General features: G+C 61.2%; 20 protein-coding genes. 10 read left to right on the top strand and 10 right to left on the bottom strand.

Going from position 1 to position 21841, the window contains the following annotated elements:
• Positions 1–45 precede the first annotated feature (45 nt).
• The 3 genes from BLW80_RS03395 (at position 46) to BLW80_RS03385 (ending at position 2650) form a co-directional block, all read left to right on the top strand.
• Complete coding sequence (locus BLW80_RS03395; protein WP_093756814.1) at positions 46–555, top strand: CAP domain-containing protein; 510 nt, start codon at positions 46–48, stop codon at positions 553–555.
• Positions 556–665: 110 nt separating this feature from the next.
• Positions 666–1862 (top strand): DUF3734 domain-containing protein, encoded by a 1197-nt coding sequence (locus BLW80_RS03390; RefSeq protein WP_093756813.1) that lies wholly within the window; start codon positions 666–668, stop codon positions 1860–1862.
• Positions 1862–2650 carry a 3-hydroxybutyrate dehydrogenase gene (locus BLW80_RS03385; protein WP_093756812.1) on the top strand — a complete coding sequence of 263 codons (789 nt, stop codon included), beginning with the start codon at positions 1862–1864 and terminating at the stop codon, positions 2648–2650. The genes BLW80_RS03390 and BLW80_RS03385 overlap by 1 nt, the downstream gene beginning before the upstream one ends.
• 41 nt (positions 2651–2691) lie before the next feature.
• On the opposite strand, the gene BLW80_RS03380 is transcribed toward BLW80_RS03385, so the two are convergent.
• Together BLW80_RS03380 and BLW80_RS03375 are read right to left on the bottom strand one after the other, a co-directional pair.
• Complete coding sequence (locus BLW80_RS03380) at positions 2692–4068, bottom strand: flippase (RefSeq protein ID WP_170849564.1); 1377 nt, start codon at positions 4066–4068, stop codon at positions 2692–2694.
• A 114-nt stretch (positions 4069–4182) separates the two neighbouring features.
• Positions 4183–5010, bottom strand: a complete 828-nt coding sequence (locus BLW80_RS03375) for a protein-disulfide reductase DsbD domain-containing protein (RefSeq protein WP_093756810.1) — start codon at positions 5008–5010, stop codon at positions 4183–4185.
• 154 nt (positions 5011–5164) lie between these two features.
• Here BLW80_RS03375 and BLW80_RS03370 point away from each other — a divergent pair, with 154 nt between their 5' ends.
• Entirely contained in the window at positions 5165–5803 is a 639-nt protein-coding gene (locus BLW80_RS03370; RefSeq protein WP_093756809.1) for a YqgE/AlgH family protein, read from the top strand.
• Between the two features lie 2 nt (positions 5804–5805).
• Here the strand turns inward: BLW80_RS03370 and BLW80_RS03365 are convergent, their stop codons facing one another.
• The 3 genes from BLW80_RS03365 to BLW80_RS03355 all read right to left on the bottom strand — a co-directional run bounded on the left by BLW80_RS03365 (position 5806) and on the right by BLW80_RS03355 (position 11561).
• A complete protein-coding gene (locus tag BLW80_RS03365; protein ID WP_244527932.1) occupies positions 5806–7416 on the bottom strand; it encodes a glycosyltransferase 87 family protein in 1611 nt (536 codons plus the stop codon).
• Between the two features lie 149 nt (positions 7417–7565).
• Positions 7566–10442, bottom strand: a complete 2877-nt coding sequence (locus tag BLW80_RS03360) for an EAL domain-containing protein (protein ID WP_170849563.1) — start codon at positions 10440–10442, stop codon at positions 7566–7568.
• A gap of 123 nt (positions 10443–10565) precedes the next feature.
• Positions 10566–11561, bottom strand: a complete 996-nt coding sequence (locus tag BLW80_RS03355; RefSeq protein WP_093756808.1) for an NAD(P)H-quinone oxidoreductase — start codon at positions 11559–11561, stop codon at positions 10566–10568.
• Between the two features lie 109 nt (positions 11562–11670).
• On the opposite strand from BLW80_RS03355, the gene BLW80_RS03350 reads away from it, so the two are divergent.
• From BLW80_RS03350 to BLW80_RS03335, 4 genes are all read left to right on the top strand, one after another.
• A complete protein-coding gene (locus BLW80_RS03350; protein ID WP_089265408.1) occupies positions 11671–11862 on the top strand; it encodes a DUF1192 domain-containing protein in 192 nt (63 codons plus the stop codon).
• Positions 11863–12432: 570 nt separating this feature from the next.
• On the top strand, positions 12433–12945 hold the full coding sequence (gene rcdA, locus BLW80_RS03345) for a protease adaptor protein RcdA (RefSeq protein ID WP_089265407.1): 513 nt from the start codon (positions 12433–12435) through the stop codon (positions 12943–12945).
• An 86-nt stretch (positions 12946–13031) separates the two neighbouring features.
• Positions 13032–14117, top strand: a complete 1086-nt coding sequence (locus tag BLW80_RS03340; RefSeq protein WP_093756807.1) for an acyltransferase family protein — start codon at positions 13032–13034, stop codon at positions 14115–14117.
• Between the two features lie 324 nt (positions 14118–14441).
• Complete coding sequence (locus tag BLW80_RS03335) at positions 14442–15275, top strand: MipA/OmpV family protein (protein WP_089265405.1); 834 nt, start codon at positions 14442–14444, stop codon at positions 15273–15275.
• Positions 15276–15325: 50 nt separating this feature from the next.
• Here the strand turns inward: BLW80_RS03335 and BLW80_RS03330 are convergent, their stop codons facing one another.
• Together BLW80_RS03330 and rpmE are read right to left on the bottom strand one after the other, a co-directional pair.
• On the bottom strand, positions 15326–15889 hold the full coding sequence (locus BLW80_RS03330; RefSeq protein WP_244527928.1) for a TetR/AcrR family transcriptional regulator: 564 nt from the start codon (positions 15887–15889) through the stop codon (positions 15326–15328).
• Positions 15890–16127: 238 nt separating this feature from the next.
• On the bottom strand, positions 16128–16358 hold the full coding sequence (gene rpmE / locus BLW80_RS03325; protein WP_089265403.1) for a 50S ribosomal protein L31: 231 nt from the start codon (positions 16356–16358) through the stop codon (positions 16128–16130).
• 192 nt (positions 16359–16550) lie between these two features.
• On the opposite strand from rpmE, the gene BLW80_RS03320 reads away from it, so the two are divergent.
• Positions 16551–18413, top strand: coding sequence for an ABC transporter ATP-binding protein/permease (locus BLW80_RS03320; protein ID WP_093756806.1), 1863 nt, complete (start codon positions 16551–16553; stop codon positions 18411–18413).
• A 21-nt stretch (positions 18414–18434) separates the two neighbouring features.
• Here the strand turns inward: BLW80_RS03320 and BLW80_RS03315 are convergent, their stop codons facing one another.
• Genes BLW80_RS03315 through BLW80_RS03305 form a run of 3 tightly spaced genes read right to left on the bottom strand, consistent with a single transcriptional unit; the run spans position 18435 to position 20931 of the window.
• On the bottom strand, positions 18435–18881 hold the full coding sequence (locus BLW80_RS03315) for a GNAT family N-acetyltransferase (RefSeq protein WP_093756805.1): 447 nt from the start codon (positions 18879–18881) through the stop codon (positions 18435–18437).
• Positions 18882–18885: 4 nt separating this feature from the next.
• The gene (locus tag BLW80_RS03310; RefSeq protein ID WP_089265400.1) at positions 18886–19917 is read right to left on the bottom strand and encodes a peptidoglycan -binding protein; all 1032 of its coding nucleotides are present in this window, start codon (positions 19915–19917) and stop codon (positions 18886–18888) included.
• Between the two features lie 3 nt (positions 19918–19920).
• Entirely contained in the window at positions 19921–20931 is a 1011-nt protein-coding gene (locus tag BLW80_RS03305; protein WP_089265399.1) for a flagellar motor protein MotA, read from the bottom strand.
• Between the two features lie 335 nt (positions 20932–21266).
• On the opposite strand from BLW80_RS03305, the gene BLW80_RS03300 reads away from it, so the two are divergent.
• The gene (locus BLW80_RS03300; protein WP_093756804.1) at positions 21267–21611 is read left to right on the top strand and encodes a hypothetical protein; all 345 of its coding nucleotides are present in this window, start codon (positions 21267–21269) and stop codon (positions 21609–21611) included.
• The last annotated feature ends 230 nt before the right edge of the window (positions 21612–21841 follow it).

Below are 21841 nucleotides of genomic sequence, written 5' to 3'. Positions count from 1 at the left end.
CACGGTTGGTGTGCAACAACGGCCCCTTGATTTGGGGGATTGCCGATGAAGCGGGTGGCTCTGGCCAGTCTGGGATTTCTGTTGCTGGCAGGGTGCGCGGGGACCGTCGATACCGTGCCGGACCAGCCCACCATGTATCTCAGCATGGCCAATGGTGGCGCCAAGCTCGATCCTGTGGCTGCGGCCTCGATGATCTCGCTGTACCGGCAGAACAATGGCCTCGGCCCGGTTGTGGTCGATCCCGCATTAATGGCGTTGGCTGAAGACCAGTCCACCGCCATGGCCAAACGAAACAAGCTCGATCACGATGTGAAGGCACCGCTGGCCAAGCGTCTGAATGCCGGCGGTTATCCGGCGAGCTTGGCCGTCGAGAACGTCTCGGCGGGCTACCATACCATGGCGGAAGCCTTCTCGGGCTGGCGGGACTCGCCACCGCATCGGGCTAATATGCTGAAGTCCGGTGTCACAAAACTGGGCATTGCGGCGATCTATGCTCCCAACACCAAATACAAGGTGTTCTGGACCATGATCCTGGCGTCGACGGATTCCAAATAAGCCTTCCCAGATAGCCGAAGCGTGATGGTGCTCTGCACCATCCCTGATTGACGTCGCCGCAAGGGGGCGCCACGGTATGGTTCCCGTCGCCGACAGGATCGAGTGGTCTCATGGATATGTCCGATCAGCCTCAATCCAGCGCTGCCAGCAAACCCGCCGAAGCCAAGCGCGTCCTGGTGCTGCAAGGGGGCGGCGCGCTTGGCTCCTATCAGGCCGGCGCCTATGAGGCGCTGTGTCATCATGATTTCGAGCCGGAATGGGTGGCTGGCATCTCCATCGGTGCCATCAATGCGGCGATCATCGCGGGCAACGAGCGCGACAAGCGGATCGGCAAGCTCAAGGAATTCTGGGAGATGGCGGCATCGCCGGTCCCCTGGAGCCCGATGCTGACGGATGATCGCGCGCGCTCTTATTTCTACGAGGCAGGCGCCGCTGTCATTGCTACATTCGGCGTGCCAGGCTTTTTCGTGCCGCGGATTCCGCCAGCACCACTGTGGCCGCCCGGCAGTCCGCAGTCGCAGAGCTTTTACGACACCGCGCCGCTGAAGGCGACGCTGGAACGGCTGGTCGACTTTGATCGTCTCAACGATTGCAAGACCCGGCTAAGCGTTGGCGCCGTGAGCGTGACCACCGGCAACTTCACTTATTTCGACAACACGCTCTTCAAGAAAGATCGCAAAAGGATCGAGCCCGAGCACATCATGGCCTCCGGTGCGTTGCCGCCGGGGTTTCCCTCGATCGTCATCGATGGCGAGCATTTCTGGGATGGCGGCATCGCCTCAAACACACCGCTGGATTTCGTACTGGATGACGTCACCAGCGATCTGCTGATCTTTCAGGTCGATCTGTTCAGCGCGCGCGGGCCATTGCCGCAGTCGATCCTGGAAGCGCAGGAACGCGAAAAGGACATTCGCTATTCCAGCCGCACCCGCATGAATACCGACAAGAACAAGAAGATCCACAACATCCGCAAGGCGCTGCGTGATCTGATTGGTAAATTGCCGGCAGAACTGAAGCAGGATCCTGGAGTGGCGCTGTTGTCGGAAGCCGCGAAGGAAAATACCGTCACGGTGGTGCATCTGATCTATACGAGCAAGAATTACGAGTCGTCGTCGAAGGACTACAATTTCTCGCGCATCGGCATGGTCGAACACTGGGGCGCCGGCGAGCGCGATGTGTTCCTCTCGATGCGCCACAAGGACTGGTTCGAGCGACCGCAATCCGACGAATCGATGGTGACCCATGCGCTCACCGCCGACGATTACAATGACCTCCCGCAGCATTTGACGTCCAACAGGAGCAAGTAATGGCTAATCTCACAGGCAAGACCGCCGTCGTCACCGGTTCGACCAGCGGCATCGGCCTCGCTTATGCGCGCGCTTTCGCAAGCGCTGGCGCCAATATCGTCATCAACGGCATGGGCGCGCCTGCTGACATCGAGAAGGAACGCGCGGCGATCGAGAGCGATTTCAAGGTCAAGGCGATCCATTCGCCAGCGGACATGACCAAGCCGGCCGAAATTGCCGAAATGGTCGCGCTCGGCGAGAAGACCTATGGATCGGTCGATATTCTCGTCAACAATGCGGGTATCCAGTTTGTGTCTCCGATCGAGGAATTCCCGATCGAGAAGTGGGATGCGATCATCGCCATCAATCTCTCCTCGGCCTTCCATGGCATCCGCGCCGCCGTGCCCGGCATGAAGAAGCGCGGCTGGGGTCGCATCATCAACACCGCCTCAGCGCATTCGCTGGTCGCCTCGCCATTCAAGTCGGCTTATGTCTCTGCCAAGCACGGCATCGCCGGTCTGACCAAGACCGTGGCGCTGGAAGTCGCGACCCACAAGATCACCTGCAACTGTATCTCGCCGGGCTATGTCTGGACGCCGCTGGTGGAGAAACAGATCCCCGACACCATGAAGGCGCGCGGACTGACCAAAGAACAGGTCATCAACGACGTCCTGCTCGAAGCGCAGCCGACCAAGGAATTCGTGACCTCCGAACAGGTCGCGGCCCTGGCGCTGTTCCTGTGCGGCGACGATGCGGCGCAGATCACCGGCACCAATCTGTCGATCGATGGCGGTTGGACGGCGGAATAAGTTTGCTTCCTGACCTCCTCCTGCTTTGCAGGGGGAGGTTGCTAGGCGCCTTGCTTTCCGAAGGCGAGCACGTGCAGTCCAAGCCGCTGTCGCACGATCCAGAACAGCAGGATCGTCTCGAATGTAAGCGCGATCGACGTTGCCGCGGCGGCGCCATGGCCGCCGAATTTCGGCACCAGCACGAGACACAGTACCAGGTTCATCACGAAAGCCGACGCGTAGGCCACGGCGCAAATATGTTGGTGACCGAGCATGTTGAGCAGCCGCTCGACGGGACCGATTGCGGCGCGCACCACGAGGCCGATGGCCGCGATGAACATGATGTCGTAACCGCTGGTGAATTGCGGACCGAACAGCCATAGCAGCGGCTTGCCCAAAGCGAGCAGGATCAGCGTCGCCGCGAGCGACGGCCAGAATGTCCACTTGATCGCGTGGGTGACGTAAGCGGCAAGTCGATCCTTGTCGCCAGCCGCGTGATATTCGGTGAAGCGATGCGCCGTTGTCGCCGACATCGCGTAATGAATGAACGACACCAGCGCCAGGGTCTTCACCACGGCGAAATACACACCGACTTCGTCGGATGAGACGAACTGCTGCAGTACCAGCACGTCGGTGTAGGACAACAGCAGATAGAAGCTTTCCACCAGCAGGATCGGCAACGACACTGCGAGCCAGGCGCGATAGTCATAGGCTTTCGGGCCGGGTTCGATATGCGCCGCGAGCCGGCGATTGAGCACAATCATCTGGCCGATCATCGCAACCCAGACGGCTGCGACGCTGGCCAGCATTGCGATGGTCGCACCAAGCTTAAAGCCCAGTGCGAAGGCGCCGGCGGTGAAGCCGATGATGAGCGCCTGGCGGATGATGAATTGCGGCATCAGGCCGAGGCGCATCCAGTCATGGGAGCGCGCGATGCCATCCTGTGTGTTGGCGACGACGAAGGCCGGCAGTGTCAGGCAGCCGAGATAGAGCGGCACCACCGTGTTGGCGTCGATCCACGGCGAGATGAGCTTGACGAGGCCAGCGAGCAGCAGCGAGATTATCACCGAGACGATACCGGTCATCCAGCGGCTGCCAGAGAGAAAGCCGCGCAGCCGTGCGTGGTCGCCGCTGGCGCGATACTCCGGGATGATCTTCTGGGCTGAAGCGGCGATGCCGAAATCCATCATCGAGCCGAGCAGCAGTACCCATGTCCAGACATAGACATAGATGCCGTAATCCGACGTGCCCATCCAGCGCGCCAGCAGGATCTGCGAGAAATAAGCGAGGCCGGCCGAGATCACGCGGATGAGGAAGATAGTGCCGGCGAGGCGGCGCGTCAGCGAGGCTTCGCCTGTACCGGTGAACAGCGCGCGTAGCCTGGCCTTGAGGCCGGCGGGCTCGCTTGCGGGTGCGGAGTTTGCGTCCATCACGGCCACGACAAGGTCCTCAGCCGCAGGCGTGCGGCAGCGGTCTGGCGTAGCAAGCAGTCGTTAACATCCGGTTGGACGGAGATGTACAGGTTGCGCGCAACAGGTCACGCGCCAGCGGTATCAGGGCAGGTTGACGTTGAATTCATAGGCGCGGTCGCTGCCGACCAGCGTCAGTTTCAACGCGGCGCCATCGGTCGTGGCGCCTGGTGGCACGCCATCGAGTTCAAAGCTGAACCGCTTCACGCCGGGCGGGCTCTTGGCCTCGAGTTTGGGAATCGGCAGCGCCCATTCCGGCGTCGGGCCCTCGACGAACAGGTTGGGTTCGCTGCCTTCGGGCGCCACGACGTCAACGAACACATTCTTGCCCTCGCGCTTGAGGTCGCGCACCGTCAGTGGACTGGCGTCGCCCATGGTTGCCGGCTTAGGCACGGTATCGAGCGCCGCAGTCAGGGCGCCGTCTTCTGTGCTGGCCACGCTGGTAAAAGCGAGCTCGGTATTGGCATCGACCGGGATGCAGAGCTTGTCGCAGACCGCGTAATTGATCGCCGCACGGAGAATCACCGGCTTGCCGGGGTCCTTGGCGATCACCCGCATGGGCAGCACCACCTGTTTCACATAGCCCAGCGACAGGCCGCCGGCGCCATCTTCGAATTTTTTCGGCGCCGGCCACAGGATGGTGACGGTATCCAGGTTCTCCGATTTGGAGAAATCGAAGCGGGGCGGTACCCCGGAATCACCGGGATTCCGCCAATAGGTGTGCCAGCCGGGCTGCAGCTGGATCGCGATGCCTCCCAGCATTACCGGCCCGCTACGCGAGCCTGCCACAAGCCTGATCTGCGAATGACTGTCTATCTGCCAAGGTGAGGTGTCCTCCGCCTGTGCGCTGCAGGTGAGGAGCAGGCCCGCGGCGCAGACAGCGACAATGTGGTGCGGAACAGATGCGGTCATCGGGCGTCCTTACAGGGTGGGCCTGTCATAAAGCCAAACCTGTCTTAAGCTATTGAACTGCTTGTGATCCGGTTTTCGTATGCGTTGCGGAAGGCTGATTGACAGAACCCAGACCCAATATCAGGATAGGCAACGAAATGAGAGCGGTTTGCTGATGGAACCCACTCGCAGGCGCCCCCGGAAAAGCCGCGCGAAATCCAGCGCCGGCGACACTGGCAACTACCTCGACGGGCAGTTGCTGATCGCCATGCCTGTGATGGAAGACGAGCGCTTCGCCCGTTCGGTGATTTACGTCTGTGCGCATTCGTCGGAAGGTGCCATGGGCATCATCGTCAATCGGCCTGCAGGGAGCATCGATTTTCCCGAATTGCTGGTTCAACTCGACATCATCGAAAAGTCCGACAGCATCAAGCTCCCGGAAAGCGCCGAAAGCATGAAAGTGCTGAAGGGGGGGCCGGTCGAGACCGGCCGAGGTTTCGTGCTCCATTCCAGCGATTTCTTCATCAAGGATGCGACGCTGCCGATCGACGACGGCGTCTGCCTCACTGCGACTGTGGATATCCTGCGCGCCATCGCCAATGGCGGTGGACCCAAGCACGCGATTCTCGCGCTGGGCTATGCCGGCTGGGCGCCGGGCCAGCTGGAAGACGAAATCCAGGGCAACGGCTGGCTGCATTGCGCAGCTGATGAGGATCTCATCTTCGGCGGTGATGTTGAGGAGAAGTATCTTCGCGCGCTGCAGAAGATCGGGATCGCCCCGGGGATGTTGTCGGCGGAGGCCGGGCACGCCTGACGTCAGGAGCCGGTGGAGCGCAACGGACACGCCACGTTGGTGGAGCCCAGTTGGGCACCTTCGATCTCCACACAGGGCTGCGACGCATCGATCATCAGGTCATAGGCAGCCAGTGCTTCTGCACGGAACGGCCGACCTTTGATGTGCATCTCCCACACGCCGCCGGGCAACGGCTCCTTCAAACCCGCTCGGATACGATTATCGTATTTGCCGGCAGGCAGGATCGGCAAAGCGAGATCGGCAATCGTGTAGAAGCGGGATCCAGCAGGCAGGAGTGGTGCGACGAAAGCCAGCGGCTTGTCGAGTAACAGATAGGTCGCGGGCTGTGAAAGCCGCGATGAAATCATTGGCGCGTATGGATTTGACCATGGTCGTCGCCACCAGTCGGTTGGCTGCGACCACGCAGCGGTGATCGCTGCAATGATGAAGATCGAGCGGCTTGCGTATTGGCTGACAGGATGCGTGGGGATGGTCGAGCGAAATGCCTTGACGATGCGTACCAGCAACAACACGATTAGTGGCCCGGTCAGCAATTCCAGCGCGACGGCATAGCGCTGGATCGAGAACAAAATCAGCCAGACCGCATAAGACGTGACAAAGAAGATCAGGAGCTGCAAGTCGCGCCTCGAAAAAATAGCGCGCGCATGCTTCATTTGAGCAATGAAGGCGATCGGAAGCAACACGCATAGCATCGCAAAGCGTGCGTCGCGAAACGGTAGCTCCGAGCTGCGGAAATTTCCGACGAGCCAATGAAATGGATAGGCTAGGCCATCCAGAATTCCCTTCGGAATGAACTGCCGATCGAGCAGCGTAATTTCTCGCATTTCCGGCGAGGGAAACAGACTATTTAACAGCGGAAAGAACGGATTGCCGAATTCACGCCACAGCATCAGGCTCCAGACGCCGCCCGTCATGATCGTGCCGATCGCGCCGCCGATGGCGAGGCAGGTCACGGCCACCAGAGGGCGTGTCGCGGCAAGTGCGGCGCCCGCCAGGCCAATTGCGAAGACGATGTTGGTGAGTTTGAAGCCGAGCGCGAGGCCGACCAAAATTCCGGCGACGATGTAACGTATTGGTCGCGGCTCATCGGCCGCCAGCATCAGCGCCAGCCCGGCGATAATTGGGATCGCAGTGAGAATGTCGGAAAAACTGGTGCCGACTTCCGACAGCGTCATCGGCCCCAGCGCAGCCAGCAGCAACGCAGCGACAATAGTCATCGCGTTGGCTGCGTGCCCGAGCACGATCCGTGACAGCCAATAGACCAGCGCGAGGTTGAGCCCATGCACCGCGCCCATGGTCATCCCGGCAATAGCCGGCGGCAGCGCGTGACGGAGATAGTACCAGGGGAAGTAGATGATAGGGTTGAAGTGGGTCTGGAAGCCCGGTGGGATTACATCGTGATCGTAACGGCCATTGAGCAATGCCCAGACGTTGTATTCGTGATAATTCTGCCAATCCCAATTGGCATCCTCGCCAGCCCATCCGGCATAGACCGCGCCGATCGCCATCGCGCCCGCCACAACAAAAAACGGCCGAAACCGGTCGTGAGGACGTGGGGCCGCAGCCGCGGCGTCCGCCAGAAATGGCAGTTCATGGGTGGAAATTGACGTCACGATGAGCGATGCAACCACAAATGAATATGGAGCTTGCCTACCAAGTGAATCTTGCCGAATTGCTAAATGTGAATCGCGCAATCTCTCCTTGCAGAGGGCAAGAGGTCGCAGGTGCGCAGGTATGGTTTACGAGTGGTATCCGGCTCGAATCAGCTCGCCGCTTCCAATCGCTCTTCCGTTAGCATGCGCATCGCCGCATCCGCATCCATCGGCTCGCCAAAGGCAAAGCCCTGGGCGTATTCGCAGCCGAGCTGATACATCTCCACCGCATCCGAATCTGTCTCGACGCCTTCAGCGACGACGTCCATGCCGAGATCGTGGGCCATCGCGATGATGGATTTGAGGATCACCGGGCGGGTGCCGCGCGAGGTGGTGCGAACGAAGGACTGGTCGATCTTCAGCGTGTCGAACGGGAAGCGCTGCAGATAGGATAGCGACGAGTGGCCAGTGCCGAAATCGTCGAGCGAAAGGCCCGTACCGAGTTCGCGGATCCGGTGCAGCATCTGCGCTGCATGTTCCGGATTTTCCATCACCAGCGATTCCGTGAGTTCGAGCTTCAACGTGCCACGCGCGACTGACGAGCGTGACAGCACGGTGCGGATGTCATGCAGGAGGTCGTGGCGCAGCAGCTGCCGCGAGGACACGTTGACGCTGGCGAAGATCGGTTCGCGTGAGCGCATCGCGCGCTGCCAGATCGCGAGCTGGCGTGCCGTCTGGTCCATCACGAACATGCCGAGATCGATGATCAGGCCGATCTCTTCCGCGATCGCGATGAATTCCGACGGCGACATGCGGCCGAGCTTGGGATGGTCCCAACGCGCCAGCGCCTCGAAACCGGCGATGGAGCGATCTTCCAGCCGTACGATGGGCTGATACAGGATGGTGATTTCCTGGCGCTCGATGGCGCGGCGCAGTTCGGATTCGAGCGTCAGGCGATCCGTTTTGCGGGCGCGCATTGCCGGTTTGTAGACGTCGATACGGTCGCCACCGATCCGCTTCGAATGATACATCGCGAGCTCGGCGTCCTTGATGAGCTCGTCGGTCAGCGGCACAGCTGGATCAGAAAGCGCCAAGCCTATCGATGCCGTCAGGAAAATTTCGCGGTCGTTGAAGGCAATCGGGGCACGGATGGTCTTGCGGATGGTTTCGGCGAAGGCGGTGATCTTGGCCGCGTCTTGTTCGGACATCAGGATCAGGCCGAACTGATCGCCGGCGAGGCGGGCCAGGGTGTCCTGCGGCTTGAGGATGCGGGTGAGGCGGCGGGCCAGCGTCAGAAGGATCGAGTCGCCGACGGCGATGCCAACGGAATCGTTGACCTGTTTGAAGCGATCGAGATCGATCACCATGATGGTTGGCCGCATGGTCGGCACAGTCTTGGAGAAATTCGCGACGGCGTTGAGGCGGTCAATGAACAGCTTGCGGTTCGGCAGACCGGTGAGATTGTCGTGCACCGAGTCGTGCAGCATGCGTTCTTCGGCATTCTTCATCTCGGTGACGTCGGTGAGGGTGCCGACCACGCGTGACACTTCGCCGTCGGAGCCGACCACCGGACGCGCCTTCAGCGCAAACCACATGAAGTGACCGTCGGGGGTGCGCAGGCGAAAGTCCTGCACGAGGCGGCCACGACGCTGGTCGAGCACGCTGTCCAGCGCCGCCCGGAAGCGATCCTGATCGAGCGGGTGGAGCACTTCGAGCCAGCTTGCCGCGGGGCCTTCCAGCGTGCCGCGTTTGAGGCCGAGCAGTGCTTCGGTCTCGGGCGAGGTGAACACTTTGTCGGCGGAGACGTCCCAGTCCCAGATCAGGTCGCCGGAGCCGGTCAGCGCCAGCGCGCGGCGCTCGACGTCCGACACGATGCCATTGGTGGCGCCGCCGCCCGCGAAGGCGTGCTGCATGACGGTGAAGCCGATCAGCATCACGATCAGCACGAGCCCGCCGAGCAGCGCCGGGCCGACGATGTCATTGGTGACGCTGCCGGCGACGGTCATGCCCGCGGCAACAACCCAGACCACGAGCAGGAACCAGGTCGGGATCAGTAACACCGCGCGGTCGAAGCCATGGGTGGAGAGATAGACGATCAGCGCGAAGCCGGCGAAGGCGATCAGCACCAGCGAGATGCGCGCGATGCCCGAGGCGACGGCAGGATCGAACAGCGCGAGACCGACAAGAGAACCGAGGAAGGCCAGCCAGCCGAGCGTGATGTGCGAGTAGCGCACGTGCCATCGACTGAGATTGAGATAGGCGAAGAGAAACACCAGCAGCGTCGCCGCCAGTATCGCTTCCCCCGAGGCGCGCCAGACGCGCTCGGCGCCCTGGGACATGTCGAGCACCTTGCCCCAGAAGCCGAAGTCGACGCCGATATAGACCAGCACGGCCCAGGCCAGCGCCGCGGCGGCCGGGAACATGATGCTGCCCTTCACGACGAACAGGATCGTCAGCACCAGCGCCAAGAGGCCCGAGATGCCGATGACGATGCCTTGGTACAGTGTGAAGGAGTTGACCTTGTCCTTGTAGGCTTCCGGCTCCCACAGATAGAGCTGCGGCAGCTTGTTGGTGCGCAGTTCGGCGACGAAGGTGATGACGGCACCGGGATCGAGGGTGACGCGGAAGATATCTGCGGTGGCGCTATCCTGACGTTCCGGACGGTCGCCGGTCGACGGCGTGATCGTCGCAATGCGCGAGAGGCCAAGATCGGGCCACAAGAGGCCGGACGACACGATGCGATAATGCGGCGCGACGATCAGACGATCGAGCTGATCGTCGGTGTTGTTGGCGAGCGCGAACACCACCCAGTTCTGACCGGCTTCGCGGCCACGCACCTCGATGCGGCGAACGATGCCGTCGGTGCCGGGTGCGGTGGAGACCTGGATGCGGTCGGTGTCGCTATGCTGATATTCGAGGATGCCGGTGAGATCGATCGCAGGCGCGTCACCGCGGACGCTGACAGCGTCAACAGCCTGTGCCGGTGCTGCGGCAACAACAATCATCAGGCCGAGCGCGAGCGGCGCGAGCCACCTGATCAAACGCAATGTCATTCTCCGCGATCAACAAAACATCGACCCTGCGTCACGCAGAAGCAGGGCCATTTCCCGACGCGCGATAAATGACATGAAAGCGAGATAAATCAAAGGGTTTCCGGCTGTTCTCCAGCCCTAAACGACCAACACAATTTTGCCAATATGTGCGCTGGTTTCCATGCGTTTGTGCGCGTCCGCAGCCTTTTCCAGCGGGAAAGTGCTGTCCATCAGGGGCTTAACCTTGCCAGACTTGAGCAGCGGCAGGACATTGGCCTCGATTGCCCTGACCATGGCGGCCTTGTCGGCATTGGTGCGGGGGCGCAGAGTCGAGCCGGTATAGTGCAGCCGCTTCACCATGATCTTGGCGGCGTTGATGGTGGCCTTCGGGCCGTTCAGCACCGCAATCTGCACGATGCGGCCATCGACTGCGGCGGCATCGAAGTTTTTCTCCACATAATCCGCGCCCACCATGTCGAGGATCAGCTCGACGCCGGTCTTGGTGATTTCCTTGACGCGTTCGACGAAGTCCTCGGTCTTGTAGTTGATGGCGTGATCGGCGCCGAGCTTGAGGCAGGCATCGACCTTGTCTTGGGAGCCGACGGTGACGATCACCTTGGAACCTAGCGCCTTGGCGAGCTGGATCGCCATGGTGCCGATGCCCGAGGAGCCGCCATGGATCAGCACGGTTTCGCCGGGCTGCAAGCCGCCACGTTCGAACACGTTGTGCCAGACGGTCATCAGGGTTTCAGCGGTGGCGCCGGCCTCGGTCATCGAGAAGCCTTCGGGGACCGTCATCGCCTGCGCATCCTGCGCGATGCAATATTGCGCGTAGCCGCCGCCGGCGACCAGCGACATCACCTTGTCACCGAGCTTGTGTTTGGTGGCGCCTTCGCCGAGGGCGACGACTTCACCGGAGATTTCGAGGCCGGGCAGATCGCTGGCGCCAGGCGGCGGCGGATAGGCGCCGGAGCGCTGTGCGACGTCCGGACGGTTCACACCGGCGGCTGCGACCTTCACCAGGATTTCGCCGGGACCCGGCTTTGGAACGGGGCGCGTTTCGGGAATCAGCACCTCGGGGCCGCCCGGTTTGCTGATACCAACGACGGTCATTTGCGTGGGCAGCTTTTCCATGATTTGTCCTTGCGGCGTACGGGATGTCGGCTGGCCATCTGATTAAACAGCCGGATCAACGCTGGCAACATCCGTTGCATATTCGAATTTGAGACGGGGAGGGCCCCAAATGGCGATCGACGACGACGACAAACCGAAGAAGAAGGTCAGCCATGAGGTCGGGCAGGACCTCTCGCTGCTATCGGTCGAGGAACTCGCCGAGCGGATCGCGCTGCTCAATGGCGAGATAGCGCGGCTGCAATCGAGCATGACCTTGAAGCGCGCGACGCGCGATGCGGCGGATCGCTTTTTCAAATCGTGACGGGCTATTGAACGGCGCTCTCCCGGCTCTCTGTCATTGAGAGGTGAAGGAAAGCTGTCCTGCAGCTTTCCTCTTAGCGAAGCAACGCGGCAATCCAGAAGCCATACGCGAAGAAAACTGGATTGCTTCGCTCTGCTCGCAATGACGGACGAGAGGCCTGTGTAATACCGCCGACGCTTCCTCAATCGCGATCCCGACATTGTCTCATTCCGATACAGTTTGCGAGGCGGCGCATGGCAAACGGATCGTGAAGAAAGCCTGCGTATTTACGCGCAATTAAGCTTTCTCGCATATTACTTAAATTGTCCTTGTTTGGACACCGAGTGGCTCCTGTCCACTCTGTTTGACGCCTCCCTGTTATCAACTTTAAAGCCGCCGGAAACGGCGGCTCTTTTTTTGGTACTCATGTCTTCTTTCGGGGCGTCCGCGATCGTTAAATCGCGTTGGAAACCATAAATACTTCTTTAATTTTACGCCGCTGGACTCTCACGCACGCACGCGTAATGATTTGTTCATCATAAGCCCGCCGTTCAGAGCTGGCTGCGAAACCATTTGCGTGAGGCGTTAACTATGTCGGATCGTTTGCACAGCGAACCCGCTCTCGTTCAGTTTAGCGAGCGGCTGACCAATTCTGCTGCCTTCGGCGCCTTGTTTCGCGAGGGGATGGATCTGGTCGAAGAGACCGCGGCCTATCTCGACGGCGTCGGCCGTAGCGAGGCCAAGGCACTGGATCGCTCTGTCAGCCTGACTTACGCCACCGAAAGCATGCGCCTCACCACCCGCCTCATGCAGCTTGCCTCATGGCTGCTGCTGCACCGTGCGGTGAAGGAAGGCGAGATGACGTTGACCCAGGCCAATCGTGAAAAGACCAAGGTCAAGCTCAGCGCCGCCGATCCGAGTCCGGAAGAAATGCTGCTCAAGCTGCCCGAGCAGCTGCAGATCCTGATCACGCGTTCGATGGTGCTGCAGACCAAGGTTCGTCGCCTCGACATCTCGATCCATGCCGCGACCACCACGCATGCGCCGATCGGCAATCCGCTGGTGCCGCAGCTCAATCGCCTGAAGGCTGCGTTCGAACGCTGATCGCGCGTCCCTCACATTCCTGAACGCTGTTCCTCGCTCGCCGCTCATGCGCTAAACATGAGCTAGGCGCAGCGGGGGCATTTGCGATGGCAGACGATATCAGGGCATTGACCGGGGTGCGCGGCGTCGCAGCCGCTGTCATCGTCGTGTATCATTTCGGTGACGTGCAGCTCGCAACCGGTGGCACGGGCTCATTCTTCCGCATTCCCTACGGCTATTTGCTCGTCGACCTGTTCTTCATGCTGTCAGGCTATGTGATGGCGCTGACCTATCGCGACGCGTTCCTGCATCTCACCGGCAAGGCCTTTGCGCATTTCATGCTGAAGCGGGTCGCGCGGCTGTACCCGGCCTATTTCATCATTGGCCTGTTCTATGTCGCCAAGATCGCGGCTGGTCTGTCCGGCGAGAAGCTGGAGATGTATTCGGCTTGGGACTGGACCGGCAACCTGCTGATGATGACCGGCTGGGGTTTCTATATTTTTCCGATCATCGGCGTGGCCTGGGCGGCGAGCGCCGAAATGGGCTCCTATTTGCTACTGCCGATCCTGATGCCCTTCACTCAGCGCGGCAGCAAGTGGATCGCGGGTCTCTCCGTGATCGTGGCGTTGCTCGGCATCTATGCCGTCAGCATCAGCGGCCGCGGGTCGGGCGGACCGCTCGATGTGGTCAACGGCAATTCGCTCTATCCGCTGCTGCGCGCGGTGGGAGGCTTCACGCTGGGCCTCGCGATTTTTCGCTTTGGGGATGTGGTCGACCGCCTGTCGGCGGGCGTGCAGGACATTTTGGTGGTCGCGCTGCCGCTGGCCATCATCGCGGTCGGTCTCGCCGATGCCAGCGATCGATTGATGTATCTGCTGTACATCCCGCTGGTCGCGGTGCTCTCGCGTGATGGCCGGATGGCGCAACTGCTGTTCGGCAACGCGCTGGTCTACCGGCTCGGCATCATCTCGTACTCGATCTATCTGATCCACCCGCTGTTCGTCAGTTTCGCTATCAGGACCTGGCGGCATTTAGGCCAGACTGAGGTTGTCTATATCGCCGCATCGCTGGTCTGTTTCGCCATCATCTGGGCGCTGGCGGAAGTGAGCTATCGCTTCGTCGAGATGCCCGGGCGCAACTGGATCACGCAGCGGTTCATCCCGCGGAGAAGCGACGCGCCGGTGAAGGCGTAAGCCAGCCGGAGATGCTGTGAGCGGTGCGGCGCGATGCCGCAGACACTGGCGGTCCATTCTTTCAGATATCACCGCCAAACTGCCCGCAAATGTGAGCGATGCCACTGCACGAAGGGCTTCATCTCCCGCAAAGTACTGCTGCCATAGGGTTTCCTGACAGGAAGCCAGAGCGTTGGCCCGAGAGCAATGCGAGTTTTGAAGACAGGTGGCGCCGGCTATCTTCGCATTGTTGCGGTGACTCCATGTCGCACGGGAGCAACCGCAACGATGTGGCATTGAAGCGCGGCCACACCGAAATTCCGCGCCGATCCAAGTAGGAATCTGATGTCTTTGTCTCCTCGTCTGTTCGGTCTCATTGGTGTGTTGGCTTGTCCGGCGGTCGCGGTTGCGGCTGATCCGGTGGTGATGCTGCCATCGGTGCCCTTCGTGCCCTCGGCTTCCGGTGGCTGGACCGTGACCGTCGGGATCGGCGGCGAGATGCAGCCATCCTATGAAGGCGCCGGGAGTTCTGAACTTGCGCCAAAGCCGATCATCTCGATTCGCCGTGCTGGCACGCCGGCCCGCTTCAAGAGCATGCGCGACAATGCAAGCTTCGCCCTGATCGACGTGGGCGGCTTTCGCGCCGGTCCCGTTGGCAACTATAAAGCAGCGCGCAAGGCCGCCGATCACAGCGAGCTGCGTGGCCTGAGGGACGTCGATTTCGCGGTCGAACTCGGTGGTTTCGCCGAATACTACGCCTTCGACTGGCTTCGCCTGCGCTCCGAACTGCGCCGCGGTCTCGGTGGCCACGAAGGCATCGTCGCGGATTTCTCGGCTGACGTGATTGTGCCGATCAACGAGCGGATGACCTTTGCTGCCGGCCCACGCTACCGGGTGACGGATGCGAAATATGCGGAGACTTACTTCAGCGTCAACAATATCGAGGCGCTTGCGTCAGGTTTGCCGGTTTACGACGCCAAGGGCGGTTCGAGTTCGGTCGGTGCGGGCGCGCAATTGCGCTACAAGCTCGATCCGCAATGGGAAGTACGCGGCTATGTGGAATACGACAAGCTGCTTGGTAGCATCGCTGACAGTCCGCTGGTGAAATTCCGGGGATCCACCAATCAGGTGACCTACGGCGTCGGTGTGGCCTATTCGTTCGACGTCGGCGTGCGATAGCACGTGCGATTGCACAGCGTGGCCAATACGGCGCACGCTAGCTCACGCTTCTAGCGCTCCCCGATCAGATAGTACGACAACATCGTATCCAGCTCCTGTTCCAGCTCGCCATTGGCGAAGGCATCCGGACGGAATGCGATCGCCGCATCGAGTGCCGAGCCGACCATTCTCGGAATGAAGAAACTTCCGGCTTCGCGATTGAAGCCAGGGCGTAGCTCGTCGGCATGGCTGTCAAACATGCCACGCAAGAGGCCTTGCCGTTGCGGAAAGCGGTCGAATGGCCACTGAACAGGGGGACGGCCGGAGGCGGTCTCCATCAAGACCTTCAGCAGCGGCAGCACGCGGGCATGCTGGCTGATCGCGGTGTTCAGACCGGAGCGGACGAATCCACGCAGATCCAGCCCTTCGAATCCTGAAATGGTCTGCCAGATATTTTCTGACATTTGGGCTTCCGTCCGGCCATGGAGGGCCCCGAACAGCGCGTCCCGGTTTGGAAAATACTGATAGAGCGATCCGATGCTGACGCCGGCGCGTTCGGCGATTCTGTTGGTGGTGGCGCGTTCGTAGCCTTCGTCCACCAGCACGAGGGCAGCGGCGTCCAGGAGGATGCCCACGGTCGCAACGGAGCGCGCCTGACGCGGCTTCTTGCGGTGGTGCCCGGTATTGGTCGGCATGGTCTCGTTGCGCCCCCGCGCAAGATGATGTGGCGCACCTTATAGGGAGGGCAACGGAGGCGGTTTTAAGGTACCGCCGTGGCAATGTCGGCCAGCAACGAAAAACGCCCCTGCTGGCTGCAGAGGCGTTTTGAAAGGCAATCGGATAAGCCTGAAAGGCCGATCTTCCTTGCGAAGATCAATCTTCCTTCTTGAGGAAGCCCGAGAACTTCTTCTGGAAGCGCGACACGCGGCCACCGCGGTCGAGAAGCTGGGTGGTGCCACCCGTCCAGGCTGGGTGCGACCTCGGATCGATGTCGAGGTTCAGCTTGTCGCCTTCCTTGCCCCAGGTGGAACGGGTCTGATACTCCGTACCATCGGTCATAACGACCGTAATGTTATGATAATCCGGGTGAATTTCGGCTTTCATGACGGTTCCTTCGGCGCGCCGGCGCCTGAATCTCTGTGATTTCGATGGCGGATTTGGCCGCTCTATATCGCAGGAACGTGCGGGAGACAAGGACTCCCGTCGTGGATCATTGCCCATGCAATTGACCTAGGTCATTTGCCTCGGGGCCCGCTCCGGCCTATCTCAGGGCAACGACAAGAACGGTTATAAATCATGAGTGCAGTCGAACGGCTTGAGATCCCCCGCGCGGCCAAGCCGACGCTTCCGCAGCCCGATCCGGTGCTTCCGGAGCCGTCGCTGGCGGATACCGTTGTGGAGCCCCAGGTACCACCCAGCCGAGCCAAATTGCGGCCGCTCCTGGCGTTGGCGCCCTATGTGGCGCGGTATCGCGGTCGGGCCCTGCTGGCGCTGGTGTCGTTGACCGTTGCGGCTGTGACCACGCTCGTCGTGCCTGTGGCGGCACGGCGGATGATTGACTTCGGCTTCAGCCCCGAAGGCATCGCGATGATCAACAACTATTTCAGCGTCATGATCGCTGTGGTGGTCGTGCTCGCGCTGGCCAGCGCGGCCCGTTACTACCTCGTCATGACCATCGGCGAGCGCATCGTCGCCGATCTGCGCCGCGACGTGTTCCAGCATCTCACCGCGCTGTCGCCGTCGTTCTTCGATACGTCGCGCTCCGGCGAACTGGTGTCGCGGCTCACGGCCGATACCACGCAGATCAAGTCAGCGGTCGGCGCGTCCGTATCCATCGCGTTGCGCAACCTTGTGCTGTTTCTCGGCGCGGCAGCCATGATGGTCGTTTCTAGCCCGAAGCTCTCCGGCTTCGTGCTCGCGGCGATCCCGCTGATCGTGATCCCGCTGGTGGCGTTCGGGCGCTGGGTGCGGCGTCTGTCGCGCAACGCGCAGGATACGCTGGCGGAAGCCTCGGCCTATGCCGGCGAACTCGTCGGTTCGATCCGTACCGTGCAGGCCTATACCAACGAGCAGTTGGCGAATGCGCGCTTCGGCAAGGAGGTCGAGCAGGCCTATGACGCCGCGCGCGGCTCTACGCGCGCGCGCGCTGTGCTGACTGCGGTTATCATCTTCATCGTGTTCTCCAGCGTCGTGGGCATTCTCTGGGTCGGCTCGCATGACGTGCTGACGGGCGCACTGACACCGGGCCGGCTCGGCCAGTTCGTGCTCTATGCGGCCTTCGCGGCCTCCAGCCTCGGCCAGCTCAGCGAAGTCTGGGGCGAGATTTCGGCGGCGTCGGGCGCGGCGGAACGACTGTTCGAAATCCTCAACGTGAAGTCCGCCGTGGTGGCCCCGGCATCGCCGCGGGCATTGCCGCAGCCCGCACGCGGCGACGTCGTGTTCGACAATGTCTCCTTTGCCTATCCGACCCGGCCGGACATCCTGTCGGCCGCTGGCGTGTCGCTGTCGGTGAAGGCTGGCGAAAAGGTCGCCATCGTCGGCCCGTCCGGCGCTGGCAAGAGCACGCTGTTTCATTTGCTGCTGCGCTTTTACGATCCCAAGGGCGGCGCCATTTCGGTCGATGGCGTGCCGATCCGCGACGCCGATCCGCGCGAATTGCGCAAGCGCATCGCACTGGTGCCGCAAGACTCCGTCGTGTTTGCAGCAACCGCCCGCGAGAACATCCGCTTCGGTCGTCCCGATGCGACGGACGCTGAAGTCGAGCACGCGGCATCACTGGCGCATGCCACCGAATTCATCCGCCGCCTGCCTGATGGATTCGAGGCGCAACTCGGCGAACGGGGCGTCACGCTCTCGGGCGGCCAGCGTCAGCGCATCGCCATCGCACGCGCCATCCTTCGCGACGCACCGTTGCTGCTGCTCGATGAAGCAACGTCTGCACTCGATGCCGAATCCGAGACGCTGGTGCAGACCGCACTGGAAGAGCTGATGAAGCACCGCACCACGCTGGTGATCGCCCATCGGCTCGCCACCGTGCTGTCTTGCGATCGCATCCTCGTCATGGATCATGGCCGCATCGTCGAGCAGGGCACGCACGCCTCACTGGTCGCGGCGAACGGGCTTTATGCACGATTGGCGCGGCTGCAGTTCGGGGTGTGAGTGTCGACGATGGGAGGCTTGCTACGGCTTCCATTCCATCAGGTCGACGGCACGGCCTGACGTGTTCACTTCATCGCCGGTTTTGACGAAGCCGTTACGCATATAGAATTTGATTGCGCGGATATTGTCGGCATTGACCTTCAGCGTCACGCCGGTGGGCGATAGTCGTTTGGTTTCATCGACCAGCGCGCGGCTGACATCGGATCCCCATTGAGCAGGGCTGACCACCAGTTGGTCGAGATAACCCGTGCCGTCGATGGTGACGAAGCCGACCATCGCACCGTTTTGCTCGGCGACCACGATCTGCGCTACGGGTACCAGTTCGGTGCGCCATCGCTCGCGCCACCAGTCGACGCGGGCGTCGAAATTGATCGAGGGATAGGCCTGTCGCCATGTCTCCAGCCACAGGGCTATAGATGAGTCTTCATCGCTCTCGCGATAGGACCGCAGCTGGAGTGCCTCGGGCATGTCCTCAGCGCTCGGTGAGCTTGAGTTCGATGCGGCGGTTGCGCTTGTAGGCTTCCTCGGTCTGGGCCGTATCCAGCGGCTGGTTTTCGGCGAAGCCGGCGGCGACGAGGCGTTGTGCGGGGACGCCGAGCGAGATCAGATATTGCACGACCGAGATCGCACGCGCCGACGACAATTCCCAGTTCGACTTGAACAGCGGGCTGTTGAGGATCGGCCGCGAGTCGGTATGGCCGTCGACGCGCATCACCCAGGCGATTTCGGCGGGGATTTGCTTGTCGAGCTCAATCAGAGCGCTTGCGACCTTGTCCAGTTCGGCACGGCCTTCGGGAAGCAAAGCCGCTTGGCCGACATCGAAGAATACTTCGGACTGAAACACGAAGCGATCGCCAACAACGCGAATGTCAGGGCGGTTGCCGAGAATGGCGCGCAGGCGTCCGAAGAATTCGGAGCGATAGCGCGACAGCTCCTGAACGCGCTGCGCGAGCGCGACGTTGAGGCGCTGGCCGAGATCGACGATACGTCCCTGCGATTCCTTGTCTCGTTTCTCGGACGCTTCCAGTGCTTCTTCGAGTGCCGCGAGCTGGCGGCGCAGCGCCGAGATTTGCTGGTTCAGCACCTCGACCTGCGCCAGCGCGCGGGCCGAAAGCTGCTTCTCGGAATCCAGCGCCTTGTTGAGCTCGGTGTTGCGGCCTGCGGCATCGGAGCCCGCACCGGCGAGGCCGTCATACAGGCCCTTGATCCGGTCGCGCTCGGATTCCGCAGCGGACAGCCCGGCGCGCATCTGAGATAGCTGCTCGTCCAGATTGAGTTTGCCGAGCTTCTCCAGCGACAGCAGATCGTTCAGCTGAGCCAGTTTGGCGGTGAGTTGCTCCAGCGCCTTGTCCTTGCCGGTGACTTCTTGCGACAGATAGAATTGCACGACGAGGAAGATCGACAGCAGGAAGACGATTGCGAGCACCAGCGTCGACAACGCATCGACGAAGCCCGGCCAGTAGTTGAATTCGGAAGAGCCGCGGCGATTGCGTGCCAATGCCATGGATCAGTTCTTCTCAGGTTGGCGAGCGATGTGTTCCAGCAGCTTCTTGATCTCGCGGCTCTGTTCGCCCTGGCCATCGGCCCATTCGCGGATCATCTCCTGCTCGCTGCGCATATGCGCCACAAGGCTCTGGATCGCATCGGCGAGATTGGCCATGGCGGTCGTGGTGCCACGGTTGTTGTTGCCGTCCTCGATGGAGCGACGCAGGCGCTCGATGGCATCCTGTAACTCGGCCGGGGTGCCAGATGAGGTAACGGGGGCTGTCTCGCCGGAATATTCCTTCACGGTGGAGGCGAGCCAGTCTTCCAGATCCGTATAGAACCGGTTCTGCGCCTGGCTGGATTGCAGGTCGAGGAAGCCGAGGATCAGTGAGCCGGCGAGGCCGAACAGCGATGACGAGAACGAGATGCCCATGCCGGCGAGTGGCGCGGCGAGGCCTTCCTTCAGCGTGTCGAACAGCGAGCCGGCATCGCCGCCGACCTTGAGGCCTTCGATCACCTTGCCGACGGAGCCAACGGTCTCGATCAGGCCCCAGAAGGTGCCGAGCAGCCCGAGAAATACGAGGAGGCCGGTCATATAGCGCGAGATGTCGCGGGATTCGTCAAGGCGCGTCGCGATCGAATCGAGCAGATGCCGCATGGTCTGCTGCGAGATGGTCATACGGCCGGTACGTTCGCCGCCGAGGATCGCAGCCATCGGCGCCAGCAGGGTCGGGCGTCGGTCCAGCGCGAGGCCAGGATCGGAAATCCGAAAGCTGTTGACCCACGAGACTTCCGGATAGAGCCGGATGACCTGCCGGAACGACAGGATAATGCCGATCGCCAATACCGCGCCGATCAGCGCGTTGAGCCCGGGATTGGCAAAGAAAGCGAGAACGATCTGCTTGTAGAGCACGGTCATGATCAGACCGCAGAGCACCAGAAACACCAGCATTCGGACCAGGAAGATCCGGGGCGATGAGAGCTTGGTCAGTTCGATTTCCATCGCGGAGCGGGAGGAGGAGCCAGGCGCCATGTGCTGATCATCTGCATGCGAGGAAAGGTTCGACGCGCAATATGGCACAGCCCCGCGACAAAAAAAGATCGGATACCGCCGGAATCAGCGATGTCACCGGGAACTTCCAGTTGAGACCCGGCGCGATCTGCCGCGTATTTAGAAAAGACCTTTTTGTTGAGCCGTTTACGGGCCCTGCATGGCGCTTCTATACTTGCAGGCGCTGGTGACAATTGCGGTCTCGCTCTCGGTTCTGATGTCACGTGCATGGGTGGCGCAGCAGCGCTCCGGCAACTTCGGCTGCGCGATCCGATCTGGACCTTCTCGCTCGGCATTGTCGGCGCATGCAGTGCGCCATGGCCGGTTCCGGGGGCGGCGCTGAAATCTCGCAATGGCTCTTCCCGACGCTGATCGAGATGTTCGAGCATATGATGACACATGATGAACTGGCGCGAGCTGATGACACGTGCAGTCATGGCTGGCGCTGGAGCGGCACGCGCTACGCACGCATGGCGAATGACTGGCTGGACAATTTCGATCGCCATCGCGGCGAGATTGAGCGCATCCTACGTCTGGTCCATGAACGCAACTCTGCATATGGATGCGGCGCCGGCCGCTGGCTTTCTGTGACCGCGGGGTTGTTTGTCTATGTGGATGGAAGCAAGTGGGGGCGTGAGTCACTATCGAATGGCCGCCGTTAACTAAACATGTGCCGGTTCCATCCGATTCACGTTCGCGTGAGCCTCGAAAGCCTTTGTGAGTTCAATGCGATAGACCGTGTGGCAATGCGCCGCCTCGATATGTATTGCGCCGCAGCACCGCGGTTTTTATTCTAGGCTATCAAAGAAGTTCGATAAATCCGGCTACGCGCATGAAGACCACAGAGGTCCGGCGTATCCGTTGATGCATGTTCGAATTCGCAACTTGGGAT

This window comes from Tardiphaga sp. OK245 (genome assembly GCF_900108575.1).
GTDB classification, from domain to species: domain Bacteria; phylum Pseudomonadota; class Alphaproteobacteria; order Rhizobiales; family Xanthobacteraceae; genus Tardiphaga; species Tardiphaga robiniae.
This window is presented reverse-complemented; position numbering and strand designations above follow the sequence as displayed.

Bases quoted from the DNA above. Each gene is read 5' to 3' on its own strand.
- BLW80_RS03395 (WP_093756814.1), top strand. From the start codon at position 46: ATGAAGCGGGTGGCTCTGGCCAGTCTGGGATTTCTGTTGCTGGCAGGG.
- BLW80_RS03390 (WP_093756813.1), top strand. From the start codon at position 666: ATGGATATGTCCGATCAGCCTCAATCCAGCGCTGCCAGCAAACCCGCC.
- BLW80_RS03385 (WP_093756812.1), top strand. From the start codon at position 1,862: ATGGCTAATCTCACAGGCAAGACCGCCGTCGTCACCGGTTCGACCAGC.
- BLW80_RS03375 (WP_093756810.1), bottom strand. From the start codon at position 5,010: ATGACCGCATCTGTTCCGCACCACATTGTCGCTGTCTGCGCCGCGGGC.
- BLW80_RS03370 (WP_093756809.1), top strand. From the start codon at position 5,165: ATGGAACCCACTCGCAGGCGCCCCCGGAAAAGCCGCGCGAAATCCAGC.
- BLW80_RS03355 (WP_093756808.1), bottom strand. From the start codon at position 11,561: ATGGAAAAGCTGCCCACGCAAATGACCGTCGTTGGTATCAGCAAACCG.
- BLW80_RS03350 (WP_089265408.1), top strand. From the start codon at position 11,671: ATGGCGATCGACGACGACGACAAACCGAAGAAGAAGGTCAGCCATGAG.
- rcdA (WP_089265407.1), top strand. From the start codon at position 12,433: ATGTCGGATCGTTTGCACAGCGAACCCGCTCTCGTTCAGTTTAGCGAG.
- BLW80_RS03340 (WP_093756807.1), top strand. From the start codon at position 13,032: ATGGCAGACGATATCAGGGCATTGACCGGGGTGCGCGGCGTCGCAGCC.
- BLW80_RS03335 (WP_089265405.1), top strand. From the start codon at position 14,442: ATGTCTTTGTCTCCTCGTCTGTTCGGTCTCATTGGTGTGTTGGCTTGT.
- rpmE (WP_089265403.1), bottom strand. From the start codon at position 16,358: ATGAAAGCCGAAATTCACCCGGATTATCATAACATTACGGTCGTTATG.
- BLW80_RS03320 (WP_093756806.1), top strand. From the start codon at position 16,551: ATGAGTGCAGTCGAACGGCTTGAGATCCCCCGCGCGGCCAAGCCGACG.
- BLW80_RS03315 (WP_093756805.1), bottom strand. From the start codon at position 18,881: ATGCCCGAGGCACTCCAGCTGCGGTCCTATCGCGAGAGCGATGAAGAC.
- BLW80_RS03310 (WP_089265400.1), bottom strand. From the start codon at position 19,917: ATGGCATTGGCACGCAATCGCCGCGGCTCTTCCGAATTCAACTACTGG.
- BLW80_RS03305 (WP_089265399.1), bottom strand. From the start codon at position 20,931: ATGGCGCCTGGCTCCTCCTCCCGCTCCGCGATGGAAATCGAACTGACC.
- BLW80_RS03300 (WP_093756804.1), top strand. From the start codon at position 21,267: ATGGCCGGTTCCGGGGGCGGCGCTGAAATCTCGCAATGGCTCTTCCCG.